General features: G+C 71.9%; 16 protein-coding genes. 7 read left to right on the top strand and 9 right to left on the bottom strand.

Features of this window, described 5'->3' with window-relative positions; translation table 11 throughout:
- The first annotated feature begins 12 nt into the window (after window positions 1–12).
- Entirely contained in the window at window positions 13–1,671 is a 1,659-nt protein-coding gene (locus M4D82_RS02970; protein WP_249764516.1) for a PP2C family protein-serine/threonine phosphatase, read from the top strand.
- Window positions 1,672–1,735: 64 nt separating this feature from the next.
- On the opposite strand, the gene katG is transcribed toward M4D82_RS02970, so the two are convergent.
- Window positions 1,736–3,925 (bottom strand): catalase/peroxidase HPI, encoded by a 2,190-nt coding sequence (katG, locus tag M4D82_RS02965; RefSeq protein ID WP_249764515.1) that lies wholly within the window; start codon window positions 3,923–3,925, stop codon window positions 1,736–1,738.
- 138 nt (window positions 3,926–4,063) lie between these two features.
- A complete protein-coding gene (locus M4D82_RS02960) occupies window positions 4,064–4,774 on the bottom strand; it encodes a UdgX family uracil-DNA binding protein (protein ID WP_249764514.1) in 711 nt (236 codons plus the stop codon).
- 207 nt (window positions 4,775–4,981) lie between these two features.
- Between M4D82_RS02960 and M4D82_RS02955 the strand changes: the two genes are divergently transcribed.
- Genes M4D82_RS02955 through M4D82_RS02945 form a run of 3 tightly spaced genes read left to right on the top strand, consistent with a single transcriptional unit; the run spans window position 4,982 to window position 6,653 of the window.
- Window positions 4,982–5,614, top strand: coding sequence for a nucleotidyltransferase family protein (locus M4D82_RS02955; RefSeq protein ID WP_249764513.1), 633 nt, complete (start codon window positions 4,982–4,984; stop codon window positions 5,612–5,614).
- Window positions 5,611–5,859 carry a hypothetical protein gene (locus tag M4D82_RS02950; RefSeq protein ID WP_249764512.1) on the top strand — a complete coding sequence of 83 codons (249 nt, stop codon included), beginning with the start codon at window positions 5,611–5,613 and terminating at the stop codon, window positions 5,857–5,859. The genes M4D82_RS02955 and M4D82_RS02950 overlap by 4 nt, the downstream gene beginning before the upstream one ends.
- Window positions 5,856–6,653, top strand: a complete 798-nt coding sequence (locus M4D82_RS02945; RefSeq protein ID WP_249764511.1) for a metallophosphoesterase family protein — start codon at window positions 5,856–5,858, stop codon at window positions 6,651–6,653. The genes M4D82_RS02950 and M4D82_RS02945 overlap by 4 nt, the downstream gene beginning before the upstream one ends.
- Here the strand turns inward: M4D82_RS02945 and M4D82_RS02940 are convergent.
- Window positions 6,629–7,084 carry an ATP-binding protein gene (locus M4D82_RS02940; protein ID WP_249764510.1) on the bottom strand — a complete coding sequence of 152 codons (456 nt, stop codon included), beginning with the start codon at window positions 7,082–7,084 and terminating at the stop codon, window positions 6,629–6,631. The genes M4D82_RS02945 and M4D82_RS02940 overlap by 25 nt on opposite strands.
- Before the next feature lie 167 nt (window positions 7,085–7,251).
- Here M4D82_RS02940 and qcrB point away from each other — a divergent pair, with 167 nt between their 5' ends.
- Complete coding sequence (gene qcrB, locus M4D82_RS02935) at window positions 7,252–8,895, top strand: cytochrome bc1 complex cytochrome b subunit (protein ID WP_249764509.1); 1,644 nt, start codon at window positions 7,252–7,254, stop codon at window positions 8,893–8,895.
- A 13-nt stretch (window positions 8,896–8,908) separates the two neighbouring features.
- Here the strand turns inward: qcrB and ctaF are convergent, their stop codons facing one another.
- The gene (gene ctaF / locus M4D82_RS02930; protein ID WP_249764508.1) at window positions 8,909–9,295 is read right to left on the bottom strand and encodes an aa3-type cytochrome oxidase subunit IV; all 387 of its coding nucleotides are present in this window, start codon (window positions 9,293–9,295) and stop codon (window positions 8,909–8,911) included.
- The gene (ctaD, locus tag M4D82_RS02925) at window positions 9,292–10,947 is read right to left on the bottom strand and encodes an aa3-type cytochrome oxidase subunit I (protein ID WP_502988858.1); all 1,656 of its coding nucleotides are present in this window, start codon (window positions 10,945–10,947) and stop codon (window positions 9,292–9,294) included. Before ctaD ends, ctaF begins: the two co-directional genes overlap by 4 nt.
- Window positions 10,948–11,177: 230 nt before the next feature.
- On the opposite strand from ctaD, the gene M4D82_RS02920 reads away from it, so the two are divergent.
- A complete protein-coding gene (locus M4D82_RS02920) occupies window positions 11,178–12,500 on the top strand; it encodes a polysaccharide deacetylase family protein (RefSeq protein WP_249764507.1) in 1,323 nt (440 codons plus the stop codon).
- A 71-nt stretch (window positions 12,501–12,571) separates the two neighbouring features.
- Here M4D82_RS02920 and M4D82_RS02915 read toward each other — a convergent pair whose 3' ends face one another.
- A complete protein-coding gene (locus tag M4D82_RS02915; protein WP_502988857.1) occupies window positions 12,572–14,704 on the bottom strand; it encodes a transglycosylase domain-containing protein in 2,133 nt (710 codons plus the stop codon).
- Window positions 14,705–14,958: 254 nt separating this feature from the next.
- Here M4D82_RS02915 and M4D82_RS02910 point away from each other — a divergent pair, with 254 nt between their 5' ends.
- On the top strand, window positions 14,959–16,098 hold the full coding sequence (locus tag M4D82_RS02910) for an amidase domain-containing protein (protein ID WP_249764505.1): 1,140 nt from the start codon (window positions 14,959–14,961) through the stop codon (window positions 16,096–16,098).
- A 23-nt stretch (window positions 16,099–16,121) separates the two neighbouring features.
- On the opposite strand, the gene M4D82_RS02905 is transcribed toward M4D82_RS02910, so the two are convergent.
- The 3 genes from M4D82_RS02905 to M4D82_RS02895 are packed head-to-tail and all read right to left on the bottom strand — an operon-like array spanning window position 16,122 to window position 20,151.
- A complete protein-coding gene (locus M4D82_RS02905) occupies window positions 16,122–17,312 on the bottom strand; it encodes an NAD(P)/FAD-dependent oxidoreductase (protein WP_249764504.1) in 1,191 nt (396 codons plus the stop codon).
- Complete coding sequence (locus M4D82_RS02900; RefSeq protein ID WP_249764503.1) at window positions 17,309–18,715, bottom strand: FAD-dependent oxidoreductase; 1,407 nt, start codon at window positions 18,713–18,715, stop codon at window positions 17,309–17,311. The genes M4D82_RS02905 and M4D82_RS02900 overlap by 4 nt, the downstream gene beginning before the upstream one ends.
- A complete protein-coding gene (locus tag M4D82_RS02895) occupies window positions 18,712–20,151 on the bottom strand; it encodes an FGGY family carbohydrate kinase (protein WP_249764502.1) in 1,440 nt (479 codons plus the stop codon). Before M4D82_RS02895 ends, M4D82_RS02900 begins: the two co-directional genes overlap by 4 nt.
- Between the last annotated feature and the right edge of the window lie 66 nt (window positions 20,152–20,217).

Here is a 20,217-nt window from a genome sequence, read left to right as displayed (position 1 = left end):
CATGCTCGAAGGGTGCAGACGGATCCGACGGCCACCGGCGACGGTGCGCCCCCCGAGGTGCTCGCCTTGGCCAAGGTCGAGCGGGTCAAGGGCGTCCTGATGGCCCGCGAGGACCGCGAGGCCAAGGCGGCGGACGGGCAGGTGGCCGCCGTGCAGAAGATCTTCGACGCGCTGGCCGGGCCGGCCGTCCTCCTCTCCCCCTTGCGTTCGCCGACGGGCGAGGTCGAGGACTACCGCATCGACGCGGCCGCTCCGGACTCGGTGGACGTGGCGGGCAGGCGCGGCAAGGAACTCGTCGGGCGGCGGGTGCTGGAGACGTACCCCACCGTGGCGGGAACCGCCGTGTGGCAGGGCTACCGCGACGCCCTGGAGACGGGGACGAACTACGAGGGCGAGCCCTTCACGTACCGGGAGGTGGACGCGGGCGTCCCGGCGACGTCCACGTACTCCGTGCGGGCCACGCGCCTGGACGGCCGGCTGGTCGTCTCGTGGGTGCGGCACGACGCCGGCGAACGGGAGATCCGCAGGCTGACCGCCATGCAGCGCCTCGGCAACCTGGGCTGGGCCGACTGGAACCTGACCACCGACACGATCCACTGGTCGGACCAGGTCTACGACTTCTTCGACCGTGCGCCCGAGCGGGGCCCGATACGGCTGGAGGAGCTCCCGGGCCACCTCGTGCCGGACGACCTGCCGAAATTCGCCGACGCCGTCCAACGGCTGCTGGGTGAGGGGACCGCGATCGACCAGCCGTTCCGCATCGCCACCGCCGGCGGCATCCGTCACCTGCGCATCGTCGCCGAAGCCGAGACCGACGCCTTCGGCACCCCCGTCGAGGTGCACGGCTTCTTCCAGAACGTCACCCCCCAGCGGGACACCGAGCTCGCCCTGCGGGAGAGCGAGCGGGCCGTGTTCGTCCAGCGCGGCGTGCTCCAGGCCGAACGGGCCATCGCCGCCCGCCTCCAGCACGCCCTGCTGCCCATCCCGGAGCAGTCGATCGAGCTGGTGGGGCTGCGGGTCGACATCGCCTACGTCCCCTCGGACAGTGGGGTCAACGTCGGCGGCGACTGGTACAGCGCCATCGAACTCCCCGACAAGAGTGCTCTGTTCGTCGTCGGTGACGTCGCGGGCCACGGGCTGGACGCGGTCGGCACCATGGCCCAGCTCCGGTTCACCGCCAAGGGCATGATCGTCACCGGGTCCGCGCTTCCCGACGCGATGGGTCGGCTCAACACCCTGCTCCTGCACTCGGCCGCCGACTCGGCCGCGACCACGGCGACCATGATCATGGCGCGCTACCGTCCCGAGGAACGGCGCCTGGTCTGGGTACGCGCCGGGCACCTGCCGCCCCTGCTGGTCCGCGACGGCCGGGCGCGCTTCCTGCCCCTGCCGGAGGGCCGGCTCCTCGGCGCGTCGTTCGACTCCGTGTACGTGGAGGAGACGCTCGACCTGGAGCCCGGCGACCACGTCCTGCTCTACACCGACGGGCTCATCGAGGTCCCGGGGGAGGACCTGGACCGCGGCCTCGACCGGCTCGCGGAGGCCGCCGCCGAGGCCATGGACGGGGCGGCCCGCGAACCGCTGGCACGGCTCCTGGGGGCCCTGCGGCCCGCCGGAGGCGACGACGTGTGCGTTGTGGACATCCACCTGCCCCGGGCCGCCGGCGGCTGATGTCCCGGCCGGCGGCCGTCCGCCGCCGACCGGGACATCACGTTGGAGGGGCGCGGGCGGGGGCTCAGCGCAGGTCGAAGCGATCCAGGTTCATCACCTTGTCCCAGGCGGCCACGAAGTCACGTACGAACTTCTCGTCCGCGTCCTCGGACGCGTACACCTCCGCGAGGGCCCGGAGCTGGGAGTGCGAACCGAAGACCAGGTCGACGGCGGTGGCGGTCCACTTGACCCGGCCCGTCGCACGATCCCGGCCTTCGAACACGTTCGCGGCCGAGGTCGAGGCCTTCCACTCCGTGCCCATGTCGAGCAGGTTGACGAAGAAGTCGTTGGTCAACGTCTCCGGGCGGTCGGTGAGCATGCCGTGCCGGGTACGCCCGAAACCGGTGTCCAGGGCGCGCATGCCGCCGATCAGGACCGTCATCTCGGGCGCGGTGAGGGTCAGCAGGTTGGCCCGGTCCAACAGCAGGGTCTCCGGCGACAGCTTCTCGCCCTCCCGCAGGTAGTTGCGGAACCCGTCCGCCCGCGGTTCGAGGACGGCGAACGACTCCACGTCGGTCTGCTCCTGCGAGGCGTCCGTACGCCCCGGGGTGAACGGGACCGTGACGGCGTGCCCGGCGTTCTTCGCGGCCCGCTCCACGGCCGCGCACCCGCCCAGCACGATCAGGTCGGCGAGCGAGACCCGTACCGCGCCGCTCCGGGAGCCGTTGAAGTCGTCCCGGATCCCTTCGAGGGTGCGTACCACCTCGGTCACCTCGGGCCGGTCGTTGACCTCCCAGTCCTTCTGCGGCGCGAGCCGGATGCGGGCCCCGTTGGCCCCGCCGCGCTTGTCGGTGCCCCGGAAGCTCGCCGCCGACGCCCAGGCGGTGGTGACGAGCTGCGCCACGGACAGTCCCGAGTCGAGGATCCTGTCCTTCAGGGCGGCGATGTCCCCGTTCCCGATCAGCTCGTGATCGACCGCCGGGACGGGGTCCTGCCACAGCTGCGGCTCGGCGACCCACGGGCCGCGGTAGCGCGAGAGGGGCCCCATGTCGCGGTGCAGCAGCTTGTACCAGGCCTTGGCGAAGGCCACGGCCAGCTGGTCCGGGTTCTCGTGGAAGCGCTTGGAGATCGGCCCGTAGATCGGGTCCAGCTTCAGCGACAGGTCCGTCGTCAGCATCATCGGGGCGTGCCGCTTCGACGGATCGTGGGCATCGGGCACGGTGCCCTGGGCCGACGGGTCCGTGGGAGTCCACTGGTGCGCCCCGGCGGGGCTCGTCGTCAGCTCCCAGTCGTAGCGGAACAGGTTGTCCAGGTAGCCGTTGTCCCACTTCGTCGGCTCGGAGGTCCACGCGCCCTCCAGGCCACTGGTGAGCGTGTCGGCGCCCTTGCCGGTGCCGTAGGTGTTCTGCCAGCCGAGGCCCTGCAGCTCGACGGGGCAGGCCTCGGGTTCGGGGCCGATGTAGTCGGGGGAGACGGCGCCGTGGCACTTGCCGAAGGTGTGGCCGCCGACGATGAGCGCGACGGTCTCCTCGTCGTTCATCGCCATGCGCCCGAACGTCTCGCGAATGTCGCGGGCGGCGGCGATCGGATCCGGGTTTCCGTTCGGACCCTCCGGATTGACGTAGATCAATCCCATCTGCACGGCGCCGAAGGGGCCGGCGAGTTCCCTGTCGCCGCTGTAACGCTCGTCCCCGAGCCAGGTGTCCTCGGGGCCCCAGAAGACCTCGTCGGGGTCCCAGATGTCCTCTCGGCCGAAGCCGAATCCGAACGTCTTGAATCCCATGGATTCCATGGCGCAGTTTCCGGCGAACACCAGAAGGTCGGCCCATGAGATCTTTCGACCGTATTTCCGCTTGACCGGCCAGAGCAAACGGCGGGCCTTGTCGAGGCTCGCGTTGTCCGGCCAACTGTTGAGGGGGGCGAAGCGCTGGGCGCCGCTGCCGCCGCCGCCCCGGCCGTCCTCGATGCGGTACGTTCCCGCCGCGTGCCAGCTCATCCGGATGAAGAGCGGCCCGTAGTGGCCGTAGTCGGCGGGCCACCAGTCCTGGCTCGTCGTCATGACCTCGAAGACGTCGCGCTTCAGCGCGTCGACATCGAGCCTCGCGAACTCCTGCGCGTAGTCGAATTCCTCGCCCATCGGATTGGACAGGGGAGAGTGCTGGTGGAGCACCTGCAGGTCCAGCTGATTCGGCCACCAGTCCCGGTTCGTCCTGGGGCGAGTCGGCGTGGGGGTCGGGGAGGGAATTGCTGGGTTCTCGCTTTCGCTGCCGGACACGTCCGCCCTTCTTCCTGCTCTCGGTGTTCTATCGGCGTCCGTATGGTCGCGCACCATCGACCACACCGCTACGGGAACACGCAGGACGACCCCGCGTAACAAGAACTCGGGACGAGAACTCGGGACAAGAAGCAGACGCTATTCGAGCGCCGAGGCCGCGACCGAAAGGTCGGCGACCAGGCCGCGGAAAGCGGCCTCGCGGTCGTCGGAGCGCAGGACCGCGGAGGGGTGCACGGTCGCCAGCAGCAGCCCGCCACCCTCGCCCGCCCCGCCGTCACCCTCGGCCTCGGCCTCGGCCTCCGCCCACGAGGGCATCGGCCGCAGGACGCCGCGCTGCTCCCCGACCTTGAAGGAACTGCCGAGGAGCGCCCTGCCCGCCGTGGCGCCCAGGACGACCAGCAGGCGCGGGGAGACGAGACGCAGCTCCGCCCGCAGCCATGGGCGGCAGGCCGTCATCTCGCGCAGGTTCGGAGCCTTGTGGATGCGACGCTTGCCGCGCGGGGCGGTGGTGAACTTGAAGTGCTTGACCGCGTTGGTGACGTAGACCTCCTCGTCACCGAGGCCGGCTTCGGCCAGCGCGCGCCGCAAGAGCTGCCCGGCCGGCCCCACGAACGGTTCGCCCTGCCGGTCCTCCTGGTCGCCCGGCTGCTCCCCGACCAGGAAGAGGCGCGCCGTGGGGGAGCCGGCCCCGAAGACGGTCTGCGTGGCGTCCTGGAAGAGCGGGCAGCCGCGACAGTCGGCGGCCGCCCGCCGCAGGGCCGTGAGGCCGCCGCGACGCGGCAGATAGGGGCTCGCGTCGTACTCCTGCCCCGCCGCCTTCGCGGCGGGCGCCTTCGTTTCGGGTGCCATGCGCTCGCTCCGGTCTGGTCCGTCCCGCGATCGGTACCGCGGGACGGCGATCGGCGTCTCCCCGGCCGGCGGCCGGGGAAACCTCCGAAGGTCACCCCCTCGGGCGGGTTTGAGCGGCGCCGGTTGGGCAAGGCGTACCCCATGACGCGACCTCGTGAGGCATGCGCGAGAGATGATGTTCTTCCTCCGTCGTCCGCCGGGCTCGGTGTGTCCGAACCTCAGTTCGAACTTCGGGATCGTGACGGCGGTGGCGCGCTGCCGCGCGACCACACGCAGGCGATCCTGGAGACGACCAAGCGGGTGGCGGCGCTTCTCAAGGCGGCCGGCAGGCCCTTCGCACTCGCCGGCAGTGTGGCCGCGTTCGCGCACGGCCTTCCGGCCCGGTTCCAACACGACACCGACTTCTGCGTGCGCCCCGAGGACTCCGAGGTCGTGATCAAGGCCTTGGAGGACGGGGGTATCGCGATGCGTCCGGCGCCCGAGGACTGGCTCGTGAAGGGACGCTCCGGCGGGGAGGAGATCGACCTGATCTTCGAGCTCGCGCGGCGTCCCGTCAGTACGGAGCTGCTCGCGCGGGCGGAGATCCGGCCGGTCGACTCGGTGTGGATGCCCGTCCTGGCGCCCACCGACCTGATGGAGGCGCGCCTCACGGCCCTGTGCGAGCACTATTGCGATTACGGGGACCTACTGCCGATGGCCAGGATGCTGCGGGAACAGATCGACTGGGACCGGATGAACCGGGAACACCGGGACAATCCCCTCTCCGACGCGTTTCTGTACCTGCTCGAACGGCTCCACGTCGTCGACTTCACGTCGTCCCGAGAGGACACCGTGACATGAAGGACCTGATCGAATACAGAGTGCAGCACCTACGGGACCGCCTGATGCGCGAGGAGATCCACGAACTCGGTGTGCGGATCGAGGCGCGCGGCGCCGTCGCGCTGGTCTGGGGACGCGTCAACACCGCCGATTGCCGGGCGACGGTCCTGCGGATCGCCGAAGAGGAACTGGCCGGCGTGCCCTGGCATCAGGACGTCACCGTCAACGGTTCCGGCCCACCCGACCACTCGGAGGATCTGTCGTGATACGCATCGCGGCCGTCGGCGACATCCACCTCGCCCCGGGCAGTGAGGGCCTGCTGCGGCCCGCTTTCGAATCCCTCCCCGACCTCGCCGACCTGCTGCTCCTCGCCGGTGACCTGACCCGGCACGGCACCCCGGAGGAGGGTCGGGTGGTGGCCGGCGAGGTGGCGGGGCTTTCCGTTCCCGTGATCGCCGTGCTCGGCAACCACGACTACCAGAGCGACCGGCAGGAGGCGCTCACGCGGGAGCTGGCCGAGGGAGGCGTACGGGTCCTGGAAGGCGACGGCGTCCTCGTCGACGTCGGCGGGACGAAGGTCGGCGTCGCCGGGACGAAGGGCTTCGGCGGCGGCTTCGCCGGGCGCTGCGCGAGTGAGTTCGGCGAGCCCGAGATGAAGGCGTTCGTCCAGTACACCCGGCGGTGCGCCGACGGGCTGGCAGGGGCGCTGCGCGAACTGCGCGAGGCCGGGAGCGACCTCCTCATCGCACTCACGCACTTCTCACCGGTGCCCGACACCCTCGCGGGCGAGCCCCTGGAGATCTACCCGTTCCTCGGCAGCTACCTGCTCGCGGAGGCCGTCGACGAGGCGGGCGCGGATCTGGCCGTCCACGGTCACGCCCACATGGGCTCGGAGCACGGGCTGACGGCGGGCGGCGTACGCGTGCGCAACGTCGCGATGCCCGTCATCGACCGGGCCTTCGCGGTCTACCACCTCGCCCCCCACGGCACGGACGGACAGGGCCCGCGGTCCTGGGCGATCGGCGGCACGGTTCCTCACTCGACCGCCACACACGTGTGAATGGTCTTCCCCCCGTCCTCCGTCGGCTGCACCGTCACCTCGCGGGCGAGGTGACCGATGAGGATCCAGCCCCACCCGCCGGTGCCGTCGAGGTGAGGTGGCCGGGGGCTGGGGGGCTCCGGGCTGGTGTCCGTGACGTCGATGTCGAGCAGTGCCTCGTGCAGTTCCTCGTGCAGGGCCAATTCGAGCGTGCACGGCCCCTGCGTGTGCCGGACGGCGTTGGTCACCAGCTCGGTGACGATCAGCATCGCCGCCTCCTCGACCCGGCGTGGCACGGGTCGAGGACGGCCGGCCGCATGGCGCGGGGCCGCGCCGCGCAGAACCGTTTCACGGAGAAACGCGGACGTCGCCTCGCGGGCGCGCGCCGCGGCGCGCGCGTCGGCTGACAGTTCGAGGTGCAGCCGGGGTTGCCCCGAAGGTGCCGGAGTCATGGCTCCTCTCCTGGATGAGGTTCGTTTCACCCTCACACAGATGCGCGTGCCCTGGATCCGCCGCCTCAACCGAAGAAGGGGCTGTCCGCGTGCTTGTGGCCGGCCCGCTGCGTGCCTCCTCGGGGTGCCTCCTCGGGCGGCGGGCCGCGGCAGGCGATGCTCCACCCATGACGCGACGGTCGGCCAGACGCACGGTGAGCGCCCTCGACGCCCGCCTGCCCCTGCTGGAGACGGTCAAGGGAGGTCTGCGGAAGGCCTTTCCGGACCACTGGGCGTTCCTGCTCGGCGAGATCGCCCTCTACAGCCTGCTGGTGCTGCTGTTGACCGGCACGTACCTCACGTTCTTCTTCGACCCGTCCCTGCGCGAGGTCACGTACCGGGGCTCCTACCGTCCCCTGAGCGGTCTGCCCGTTTCGTCCGCCTACGCCTCCACCCTGCGCATCAGCTTCGACGTGCGCGGCGGCCTGCTGATCCGGCAGGCGCACCACTGGGCGGCCGTCGTCTTCGTGGCCGCCATCGGCGTGCACCTGCTGCGGGTGTTCTTCACCGGCGCGTTCCGCAAGCCCCGGGAACTGAACTGGACGGTCGGCGTCACGATGCTGCTGCTCGCGCTGGTCGAGGGATTCGCGGGCTACTCGCTTCCCGACGACCTCCTGTCGGGCACCGGCCTGCGCACGGCCCAGGGCATCATCCTGTCCGTGCCGGTCCTCGGCACGTACCTGAGCCTCTTCGTGTTCGGGGGCGAGTTCCCGGGCGAGGACATCGTCGCCCGGCTCTACCCGGTGCACATCCTCCTGGTCCCCGGGCTGCTGGTCGGCCTGGTCGCGCTGCACCTGCTGCTCATCGTGCGCCTCAAACACACCCAGTGGGCGGAGCCCGGCACCAGCGGCCGCAACGTGCTGGGCAAGCCCTTCTTCCCCCAGTACACGGCCAAGTCCGCGGGGCTGTTCTTCATGGTCGCCGGCGTGCTGTGCGCGCTCGCGGCGCTGGCACAGATCAATCCGGTGTGGGCGTACGGGCCCTACCGCCCCGACGTCGTCTCCACCGGCTCCCAGCCGGACTGGTACGTGGGCTTCCTCGAAGGGGCGCTGCGGCTCATGCCCGGCGTCGAAACCCGCCTGTGGGGCCACACCCTGATGTGGAATCCGCTGATCGCGGGCGTGGTCCTGCCCGGCCTGCTCTTCGCCGGGCTGTACGGCTACCCGTTCTTCGAACGCTGGATCACCCCCGAGTACGGCGAGCGGCACCTGTGCGACCGGCCGCGCCACCGCCCCGCCCGCACGGCCCTGGGCGTCGGCGTGCTCACCGCGTACACGGTCCTGCTGGTGGCCGGCGCGCAGGACATCGTCGCCTTCGTCTTCGACCTCTCCGTCCAAGCCCTCACCTGGGCGCTGCGCTGCGCCCTGCTCGTGCTGCCCCCGGTCGCCTTCTGGCTCACCCGCCGGATCTGTCTCGCCCTGCAGGAGCAGGACGTCAAGGCGCTGGAGAGCGGACTGACGACGGATGAGGTGCGCCAGTCGGTCGAGGGGGGCTACCACCCGACCCATCGCCCGCCCGGCCACCGGGAGCGCTACGCCATGGCCGTCCACCGTGTGCCGGCGGCGATGGAGATGCCGGGCGCGCGGGGGCGGGCGGATCGCCTGAGGCGGTTCCTCAGCCGCTGGTACTACGGTGACCGGATCGCGCCGCCGTTGAGCGAGGCGCAGCGCCGTCGCGTCGCCGCCGTCCTGGCCGGTCCGGACGGCGAGGACGACGCGGGCGGCGCGGACGGCACGGGCGGCGCGGACGCCGGGCCCGGGGGCGAGCACTGACCCCGGCGCCGGATCAGGCGTCCCGCTCCGAGCCGAACACGAATCCGTAGACCCCCGGAATGACGACGCCGCCGCCGATGACGGCCAGCCAGAGCCCCTGGGCGGCGCCGGCGCCCATCAGGGCGGTGCCGACCGCGGTGATCACGGGCGCGTAGCTCCGGGCGGGGAACGAGAACCGCCGGTCCCCGCTCGCCCGGATCTCCGCGTCGGCGGTGTCCTCGGGCCGTCGCCCCCCGCGGCCGTACTGCCGCCACAGGAAGGCGGCGATCAGCGCCGACATGAGGAACGACACCGCCAGCGCCGCCACACCGGCGGGCTCGTTGGAGAACGCCGCGTAGACGCCGCCGGTGACGAGGAAGAAGAGCGCCACACCGCTGAACAGCCACGCCTCCGCCTTCATCGGGCCACCACCTCCGGGTGGTGCAGGTCGAAGGCGGGCGAGTCCGACCGGATCCGGGGCAGCGCGTCGAAGTTGTGCCGGGGCGGCGGGCAGGACGTGGCCCACTCCAGGGACCGGCCCCACCCCCACGGATCGTCCACGGCGACGCGCTCGCCGTGGCGGCTGGTTTTCCACACGTTGTAGAAGAACGGCAGCATGGACAGCCCCAGGAGGAAGGACCCGATGGTGGAGAGCGTGTTCAGCAGCGTGAACCCGTCGGCCGCCAGGTAATCGGAGTAGCGGCGCGGCATGCCCTGCTCGCCGAGCCAGTGGTGGACGAGGAAGGTCAGCTGGAAGCCGACGAACAGCGTCCAGAAGTGCACCCGCCCCAGGCGCTCGTCGAGCAGCGTGCCCGTGAGCTTGGGCCACCAGAAGTAGAAGCCGGCGAACGTGGCGAACACGATCGTGCCGAAGAGCACGTAGTGCAGGTGGGCCACCACGAAGTAGCTGTCGGTGAGGTGGAAGTCCATCGGGGGCGAGGCCACCAGCACCCCGGTCAGCCCGCCCAGCAGGAACGTCACCAGGAATCCGAGGGACCACAGCATCGGGGTCTCGAACGACAGCGATCCGTTCCACATCGTGCCGATCCAGTTGAAGAACTTCACCCCGGTCGGCACGGCGATCAGGAACGACAGCAGCGAGAAGAACGGCAACAACACCGCCCCGGTGGCGAACATGTGGTGGGCCCACACCGTGGCGGACAGCCCCGTGATGGCGATCGTCGCGGCGACCAGGGCGGAATAGCCGAAGATCGGCTTCCGGCTGAACACCGGGACGATCTCGCTGACGATCCCGAAGAACGGCAGCGCCACGATGTAGACCTCCGGATGGCCGAAGAACCAGAACATGTGCTGCCACAGCAGCGCGCCGCCGTACGCCGCGTCGAAGACGTGCGCCCCGAACTTGCGGTCCGCCTCCAGGACCAGCAGCGCCGCGGTGAGCACGGGAAACGCCAGCAGCGCCAGGATCGACGTGAACAGCACGTTCCACGTGAAGATCGGCATCCGGAACACCGTCATGCCCGGGGCGCGCAGACACACGATCGTCGCGATGAAGTTCACCGCGCCCAGGATCGTGCTCAGCCCCGACACCGCGAGCCCCATCACCCACAGGTCGGCGCCCACACCGGGGGAGAACACCGCCCCGTTCAGCGGGGCGTACGCGAACCAGCCGAAGGCGGCGGATCCGCCGGCGGTCAGCACCCCGCCGACCACGGTCAGGCCGCCGAAGAGGTACACCCAGTACGTGAACGCGTTCAGGCGGGGGAAGGCGACGTCCGGGGCGCCGATCTGCAACGGCATGATCGCGTTGGCGAAGCCCGTGAACGTCGGGGTGGCGAACAGCAGCATCATGATCGTGCCGTGCAGGGTGAAGAGCTGGTTGTACTGCTCGTTCGAGACGATCTGCATCCCGGGCCGGGCCAGCTCCGCCCGCATGACCAGGGCCAGCGCACCGGCGAACAGAAAGAAGCCGAACGCGGTGACCAGGTACATGTTGCCGATCACCTTGTGATCGGTGGTCGACAGCAGGCGCAATACGCGCGAGCCCGCCCGCACGCGTCGATCGGTGACGTCCTGCTCCGCCGTCGCCGGCGACGGGTCGGTGAGCGACACCAGGGCCTCCAGGGGCGCATGACGGACCGGCCGACCAACGGCCTTACCGGCCCAGCCTGGCACCCGGCGTCGCCTTCGCCGACCATCCGGGACGGCGCGCCGTCGAACCGGAGAAAAGTTCCCGCGCGGTGGGCCCAGGGCCGGCGTACGGGGGCGATGCCAACACGTTCTATATTCGTACGAACCATCCACGCGCGGCCCGGCTGCGGTGATCAGGGGGGACGAACGCGATGGCCGACACCCGTGCCGCACGCGGCACCCGGACCGGCTCCCGGGCCGAGTCCCGGAGCGGCCGCAAGGAGCGCCGCAAGGCGCGCAACCGGCGGCGCCTGGGCATCGGCATCGCCGTGATGGCCCTGGGCGGGGTCGCCGCCGGCGCGTACGCCCTCATAGGCGGCGGTTCGGACGGGGCGCGGGGCGACGCGAAACTCGCCGCCTCGGGAGGCACGAGCGACGGCGCCGCCTCGAAGGGGGAGGCCTGGGACGGCAAGGTCAAGGTGCTCGGCGACGGCTCCACCTCCTACACCGGACCCCAGCAGGGACAGCTCAAGCCCGAGCGGCTGAAGCCGGGCGAGAGGCCGCCGCAGTTCGTGGTCTTCTCCTGGGACGGCGCGCTGGAGGGCGACGACCGCCTCTTCTCGCACTTCCGCAAGGTGGCCCGGGAGAACAAGGCCCACATGACCTTCTTCCTCACGGGCATCTACCTGCTGCCGGAGAGCAAGAAGTCCCTCTACCACCCGCCGCAGCACAGCCAGGGCGCGGCCGCCATCTCCTACCCCACCGTCCCGCACATCAAGAGCACGCTGGAGCAGCTGCGCGGCGCCTGGAACGACGGCCACGAGATCGGCTCGCACTTCAACGGGCACTTCTGCGGACCCAAGGGCGGCGGGGACTGGAGCCCGACCGAGTGGAAGAGCGAGATCGACCAGACGTACTCGTTCATCAAGAACTGGAAGACCAACACCGGCTTCACCAAGGAACCGCCGCTGCCCTTCGACGCGGACCGCGAGGTGGTCGGCGGGCGCGCGCCCTGCCTGGAGGGGCAGAAGAACCTGATCACCGCGATCAAGCCGTACGGCTGGCGCTACGACGCCAGCTCCTCGGGCGACTTCCAGCTGTGGCCGTCCAAGCTCGACGGCATCTGGAACTTCCCCTTGCAGCTCGTGCCCTTGCAGGGCAAGGAGGTGCAGGTCCTCTCCATGGACTTCAACTTCCTCTACAACCAGTCGGGCGACAGCACCCAGGGCGACCCGGCGAAGTTCGGGGCGTGGCAGGCGCAGGTCCGCGGCTCGTACATGAACGGCTTCAACCGCGTCTACAACGGCAGCCGGGCACCCATGTTCATCGGCAACCACTTCGAGGACTGGAACGGCGGCATCTACATGAAGGCCGTCGAGGACGTGATGAAGGACGTCTGCCCCCGCGACGGCGTCCGCTGCGTGTCGTTCCGCGAACTGGCGGACTGGCTCGACGCCCAGGACCCGCAGGTCCTGGCCCGTCTGCGGCTGCTGGACCCCGCGCAGTCCCCGGACTGGAACGCCGTGGTCAAGTAGCCGGTGGCCGTGGCGCCCGGCAGGCGCCCGGCAGGCGCCCGGCAGGCGCCCGGCAGGCGCCCGGCGGGCGTCTACTTCACCGCCCTGACGTAGTCGCTCCACAGGCGCACCGCGCGCTCGCTGCCCGGTGTGCCCGGGGCGTCGCCGCCCAGGCCCGTCAGCGGGAGCGGGATCAGGTCGGTGAGCGCCATGCGGTACACCACCACGGCCGTGGACTCCTGCTCGGTGCTGGCCACGAACCAGCCCGCCGTGTTCGCCGCCGTCGTACCGGTCTTGCCGGCCGTACCGGGGCGCGCCCTGGCCGCCGTCTTCGCCGAACCGTCGGTCACGGCGAGCTTCAGGGCGTCGGTCACCGCGCGCGCCGTGGAGGCCGACACGGCCCGGGTCGGCTTCGGCGGGTCCAGCGGCACGGCGGCGCCGCCGCGGGTGGCCGAGCGCACCGAGTAGGGGTCGGTGTGCATGCCGCCGGCGGCGAAGGTCTCGTAGGCGCCGGCCATCCGGATCGCGCTGGGCGTGGAGTTCTCCCCGAGCGCGAACGTCGGGATGCGCGGCCCGAGGCTCGACGCGAGCAGGCCCGAGCGCTCCGCGAACGCCTCCACCCGGTCGAGGCCCACGTCGAGGCCGAGTTGGAGCATCGGCGTGTTCACGGAGTCGGCGACGGCCTGGCGCAGGGTCACCTGACCCCAGTTGCGGTCGCCGTCGTTGTGGCCCTTGACCACCTTGCCCCCGCGGTCCCAGTACGGGCCCTCGGGCGTCTGCACGGCCACCTGGTCGTTGCCGTCGTACACGGTGGACGGGGAGACGGGCGTCCGGGCCTTGCCCCGGGTGCGCACCACGCCCTCGTCGAGCGCGGCGGCGTAGACGATCGGCGTGAACGCCGTGCCGATCGGGATCGTCGTCGCGTTCGCCTGGTTGAAGCCCTGCTTCAGGTAGTCGGGGCCGCCGTACACGGCGAGCAGTCGCCCGTCGGGGGCGACGCTCGCCGCGCCGATCCGGGCGTATTTGTCCGTTTCGGGCCGCTTCTCGGCGTCGAAGTCCTTCTGGGCCTGCTGGACGGCGGTGGTCAGGGCCTCCATGCGGCCCTTGTCGAAGGTCGTGTAGATCTGGTAGCCGCCGAGGTCGAAGTCGGACTCCTTGATGTGGCCGGCCTTGACGGCGTACGCCTTGGCCATCTCCACCAGGTAGCCGGTCTGCGCGCCCGGAACGCCGGCCAGGGACGTGGCCGAGGGCTCGGGGAACTTCGTGTACGTGGCCCGCTCGGCGGCCGAGAGGTGGCCGGTCACGACCATGCGGTCAAGGATCCAGTTCCACCGTTCGACCGCCCGCTCGCGGTTGTTCGCGCTGACGGCGGGGTCGAACAGCCCGGCGCCCTTGAGCAGGGAGGCCAGGAACGCGCCCTCGCTCGCGTTGAGCTGCGAGACGTCCTTGCCGTAGTACGCCTGGGACGCGCGCTGGATGCCGTACGTCCCGCGCCCGAACCAGCTGGTGTTGAGGTAATCGCGCAGGATGTCCTTCTTGTCCTTCTGGTTGTCCAGTTTCAGGGCCAGCAGGAGTTCGGTGAACTTGCGCGAGAGGGTGCGGTCCTGGCTCAGGTAGGCGTTCTTCACGTACTGCTGCGTGATGGTGGACCCGCCCTGGGTCTCACCGCCCGTCACGGTGGCGCGCAGGGCGCGCAGGACGCCGGAGGGGGAGACCCCGGGGTCGGAGTAGAAGCTCGCGTTCTCGGCCGCGAGGACGGCTCCCTGGACCTTCGGGGGGACCTTCTCCAGGGGCATCTCCTGGCGGCTGACCCAGCCGGTGCGGGCCATCGTCGAGCCGTCGGCCCAGTAGTAGACATTGTCCTGTTGTGTGGCGAAGGAGTTGAGGTCGTCGGGTATGTCCGTCACCGCGTACGCGATCGCGACGAAGCAGGACAGGCCCGTGAACGCGTACAGGCACACGCCCAGCCACTGGCGCCAGGACGGTATCCAACGGCGCCACCCGCCGCGGCCCGGCCTCGGGTACGCGGGCCGCAGGCGCCGCAGTCCCGTACGCGCCGCGCCGGCGGCCGGTGCGAGGGCGGCGCCGAGCGGACCGGCCCCGGCGCGGGGTCGGCGACGCGCTCCGGCCTTGCGGCGACGGCCCGTCGGGGTCGTGTCGGCGCTCTTGGGAGCCGCTCGCCTGCCCCGCGATCGCCCTCTTCCCGACGCATCCTGCCCGCCCACTCCGAATGTCCCCTCTGCTGTGCTTTCCCGCACACCCTAGAGGCACGGTCTGTGAAGCCGAGGGGGGTGGTGGTCGCATGCCGCCCTGTGGCGGGGTGATCACTTCCGGTGAGGAAGTGGAGGGGCATCGCCCCGCGGACGAGGCGACCGCCGCCCGGCGACGTAGCCGAACCGGAACGCGACGAAAGAGTCGCCCAGTTGTGCGAAGATGCCGTCCCCCGGTTCGTGTGGACCGGGTGACAAGGGGAAACACAGTGATACCGAAGAGGTTCAGGCCCGCCGCCATCGCGGCCCTGACCGTGGCCCTGACGTCCGGCAGCTGGTTCGCCTACTCCGCGAACGCCGGCTCCGGGCCCAAGGCGGCCGACCGGGCCACCACCGACGCCTTCGCCCGCATAGCCGACGACGTGCTCTCCCAGCGCACCGAGGCTCTCGTCGAGGACCAGCCGGGCCGCCGCGGCGCCACCCCGGCCGCCACGAAGGCCCGTATGTCGGCGAAGTTCAAGCAGGACGAGGACACCGCGCTCTCGTCGCTGCGCTCGCGCCGGACGCGACTGGCGGAACTCGGCGAGGCCTACACCGGCGCCGACACCCGCGTCGCCGTGGACAAGGCCACGGTCGCCGGCGGCAAGGCGACGGTCCAGGTCACCGAGGACACCACGCTCACGTACAAGAAGCTCACCGGGGACGAGCCGGCGACCACCGACTTCCGCACCCGCTACGAGCTGAAGCTCAGCAGCAAGAAGGGCGGTGGCTGGGAGCTGACCTCGATCACGTCGCAGGAGAACGGCCCCGTCGCCGTGAACGAGCCCGTCGCGGCCAAGGTGAACGTCGTCAAGGACGACGGCAACCAGTACCCCGACGGCACTCCCGCGGCCACCAAGTACCCGGCCACGCCGAAGCCCAAGGCGAAGACGGGCGGCGCCTACGACTACACCGCCATGGCGAAGTACGCCGAGAAGTACTGGAGCAACTACAACCCGGCGTACCGGAAGTTCAACGGCGCCGGCGGCGACTGCACCAACTTCATCAGCCAGGCGCTGAAGGCGGGCGGCTGGAAGCCCGTTCCCGGCACCTCCTCGGACTACCGCAACTGGTGGTACGACGGCACCCGGCAGAGCGTCTCGTGGATCGGCGCCAACGAGTGGGCCTGGTTCACGCTGTCGAACCAGCGGGCCGCCAACCTGGCCAACGTCTACCAGATGGACGTCGGCGACATCATGCAGGTGGACTTCAACAAGGACGGGTCCAAGGACCACTCCATGATGGTGACGTACCGCAGCGCCAAGGGCATGCCGTACCTCACCTACCACTCCACCAACACCTACCGGAAGTCGCTCGCGAGCATCCTCGCGTCCTACCCGGACGCGCGCTACTTCGCGTACCGCACCTGACCGGTGCCCGGTCGCCTTGTGCGTCAGCCGACGCGCAAGGCGACCGGGCCGCCCTTCGGGTCGACCCGCGTCGTCCAGCCCGGCGGCAGCCGCAGCGACCGGGACGGGGACACCGTGCCCGGGAAGCGCCGGCGCCACAGCGGCCGACCGTCCTGCTCGGCGATCACCACCGGGGCGGTCAACGGCTCCCCGGACCGCAGCAGCAACGGCCGCTCCACGAGGCCCGTGACCCGGTTCGGCACCACCCACACCAACGGGGCCCGCACGAGCAGCGGCGGCCCGGGATCCGGCCAGGGGGCACCCGACAGGTGCGCCAGTACCGGGGCCCCGGCGCACGCGCCCTCGTAGGCGGCGGTGGCCGCCCGTTCGATGCCGTGCAGGGCGTTGCCCACGGCGAAAACCCCCGCCGCCGACGTACGGAAATCAGCGTCGACGGAGGGGCCGCGGCTGCCCGGATCCACGGCGATGCCGCCGCGGCGGGCCAGTTCGTGGTCGGGGATCCAGTCACCGGTGAAGACCACCGTGTCGCAGGCGAGGACGCCCGACCGGCCGTCCACGCGGCGGACGGCCACGCCCGACAGCCTGCCGCGACCGCGCAGCTCCGCCACCGTCGTCCCCGTGAGCAGCGGAACCCCCGGCAGGGCGGTGGCGCGCGGGAGCTCCGTCACCATCGCCACCACGTCCGTACCCGAGCGGCGCAGCGTGCGCACCGCGTGCCGGGCCACCGGATCGGCGCCCACCACCACGGCCCGCCGGCCGACGGGTCGGCCGAACCGGTGCACCGACTGCTGCAACTCCCCGGTCGTCAGCACCCCCGCCGGACGGGACCCCGGCACCAGCCGGGCGCTGCGGGGCCGCTCCCGGGCGCCCGTCGCGAGGACGACGGCGCGGGCGGTGATCCGTTCCAGGCCCGCCGGGCCGGTGGTCTCCAGGGTCAGCGGGTCGGCCCAGCCGGTGGCGCTGACCCCGGTACGGATCGCGGCCCCGGCGCGCACCGCCTCCTGCGTCGCCCGACGGGCGTACGCGGGCCCCTGGAGCCAGGGATACGGCAGCCGCCCGAAGCCGCCGCGGTGGCAGTGGCGGGGCATCCCGCCCGCGTCCTCGTCGCGCTCCAGGACTTCGACCCGGCCGGCGCCGGCCCGTGCGAGGCGGGCGGCCAGGGCCAGCCCGGCGGGGCCGGCGCCGACGATCAGGACGTCGACCGTACGGTTCACCGGCCGGACCCCTCGAACAGCGCGCGGACGGCTGCCCCGCAGTGGAAGCCCTGGCACCGGCCGGCCCGCGCGCGGGTGCGCCGACGCAGCCCTTCCAGGGAAGCGGGCGGGATCGTCGCCGCGAGGGCGTCGCGGATCTCGCCACGTGTCACGTGTTCGCAGTGGCAGACGATCCTGCCGTACTCTGGGTCCGCCGCGATCAGTTCGGCGTCGCGGTAGGGCCTCGGGAAGGCCTCGCCCAGGTTCGGCATGCGCACCGGCGGCAGCTCGCGTGCGCCCGCCGCCGGCAGACCGCCCTCGGCGAGCAACTCCACCACGTGGGCGGCGATCGCCATCGAGGCGCTCAGGCCCGTCGAGCGGATCCCGCCCACCGTGACGTACCGCAGGGCGGGGTGGGCGCGGATCGCGTAGTCGTCGCGCTCGGTGGCGGCGCGCAGGCCGGCGTACACGGCGGTGACCTCCTCGTCCAGGAGCGCCGGCAGGATGCGTCGGCCGCGCTCGCGCAGCGACGCGAGCCCTTCGGCGGTCGAGCCGGTGGCCGTCTTGTCGTCCAGGTCCTCGGCGGTCGGGCCGAGCATCACGTTCCCGTACACCGTCGGCGTCACCAGCACCCCCTTGCCGAGCGCGCCCGGCACCGGCAGCAGGACGTGCCGCACCAGGGGGCGGGCGAGTTCGTCGAAGACGATCAACTGGCCGCGCCGGGGCGTCACGGTGAAGTCGGCGACGCCGAGGAGGCGGTCGAACGCGTCGGCGTACAGGCCCGCGGCGTTGACGAGGTGCCGGGTGCGCAGCGCCCCCCGGCCGGTGTGCAACACGTGTAACCCATCCGCCGTGTCTGAACTAACGGTCTCCACACGGCAGTTGAGATGCAGGTCGACGCCGGCCCGCACGGCCTGCGTCGCGTACGCGAGCGTCGTCGTCCAGGGGCAGATGATCGCCTCGCCCGGCACGTCGAGCGCCCCCAGCACCCCCGGCCCGAGCTCCGGTTCGCGGGCCCGCGCCTCCTCGGCCGGGATGATCCGGGCCGCGTGGTACCCGTTGCGGACGGCCTTGTCGGCGAGGCCCGGCAGCGCGGCGCGCTGTTCCTCGTCCCAGGCCACCAGCAGCGCCCCGAGCGGCTCCACCGGGATGCCGCTGTCGGCGGCGTACGCGGCGAGCAGCCGCTGCCCCTCGCGCACGAGCCGGGACTCCAGGGAGCCGGGCGCCGCGTCGAAACCGGTGTGCAGGATCGCGGTGTTGGCCTTGGAGGTGCCGTCCCCGACATCGTCGGAGGCTTCGACCAGCGCGATCCGCAGCGGGAGCCGGGCCAGTTCGCGGGCGATCGCCGAGCCGACCACGCCCGCGCCGACCACCGTCACGTCGTACTCCCCGCCCGGCAGGGCCCCGCCGGTGGTGACGCTCACGCCGCTCCGTCGCCCAGCAGGGCCGAGACCGCCGTACGGAACCGCGCGCGCCGCTCCGCCACCTGACCGGCGTCGGCCCTCGGCTCGTAGACGGCGGACGGCTTCCACGCGGGCAGGGCCTCCGGAACGGTCAGCGAGGCGTCGAGCCCGAGCCGGGCGACCGCCCCGACACCGAGCGCGGTCGCGTCCGGCAGCGCCGACACCTCGACCGGGATCCCCAACAGGTCGGCCTGGGCCTGCATGAGGAGCGCCGAGCGGGTCAGTCCGCCGTCGACCCGCAGGGCGGCGAGCGGCGTGCCCAGATCGGCGGCGACCGCGTCCGCGAGCTCCGCCACCTGGGCGGCGATGCCGTCGCACAGCGCGCGGACCAGGTGCCCGGCCGTCGTGTCGAGGCCCAGGCCGGTGACGGAGCCCCGTACGTCGCCCCGCCACCAGGGGGCGGCGAGCCCGGCGAGCGCGGGGACGAAGGTCACGCCGCCCGCGTCCGGGGCGCCGCCTCCCACGACGTCGATGTCCTCGGCGCCGGAGATCACGCCGAGTTCGGTGAGCCAGCGCACGGCGGAGGCGGCCGTGTACACCTGCCCGTCCAGGCAGTAGCTGGTGCGCCCGGCGAGCCGCCAGGCCACGCAGCCCACGAGCCCGGTGGCGCTGCGGCGGGGGAGGGGGCCGGTCTGCGCGAGCAGGAACGCCCCCGTGCCGTACGTGCACTTGGCGGTGCCGGGCTCGGTGACGTGCTGCGCGAGCAGCGCGGCCTGCTGGTCGACGAGCAGCCCCGTCAGCGGAAGTGGGGGCCCGAAGGCGGTGGTGGTGCCGACGTGGGTGTCCGCGTCGACGATCTCCGGCAGTCGCTCGCCCGTGAGGTCGAAGACGTCGAGCGCCCGGTCCGACCAGCCCACGGTGTCGAGATCGAGGAGCTGCGTGCGGCCGGCGGTGGCCGCGTCGGTGACGAAGGCGCCGGTGAGCCGGTGCACGAGCCACACGTCGCTGGTGGTCACCACGCCGCGGCGCGTCAGGTTGCGGCGTATCCAGGCCATCTTGGGCGCGGCGAAATAGGGGTCCAGCGGCAGCCCGGTCCACTCGCGCAAGGACGCGGCGTACGCGCCCAGTTCGGTGCAGAGCGGCTCGGCCCGCCGGTCCTGCCAGACGATCGCGTCGGTCAGCGGCTCACCGTCGGCCGGGTCCCAGGCGAGGACGGTCTCGCCCTGGTTGGCCAGGCCCACCGCCACCACGGGTTCACCGGCCGCCGCCAGCGCCGCCCGCCCGGCGTCGACCACCGAGCGCAGGAGCTCCGCCGGGTCGACCTCGACCCGGCCGCCCGGCAGGTACCGGGGTCGTACGGCAGCGGAAGCGGAGCCGATCACCCCACGGACCGGACACAGGACGAGGGCCTTGGTCCCCGACGTGCCCTGGTCGACCGCGAGCACCGGACCCGTCATCACCACCACCCCGTTCTCTGTAGTCGATCGGAAGACTTCACCAGCGGACGTGGCCCCGTCAAGATC

It is taken from the genome of Streptomyces sp. RerS4 (genome assembly GCF_023515955.1).
Taxonomy (GTDB): Bacteria; Actinomycetota; Actinomycetes; order Streptomycetales; family Streptomycetaceae; genus Streptomyces.
The sequence above is the reverse complement of the archived record's forward strand: the minus strand, read 5'-3'. Positions and strand labels throughout refer to the sequence as shown.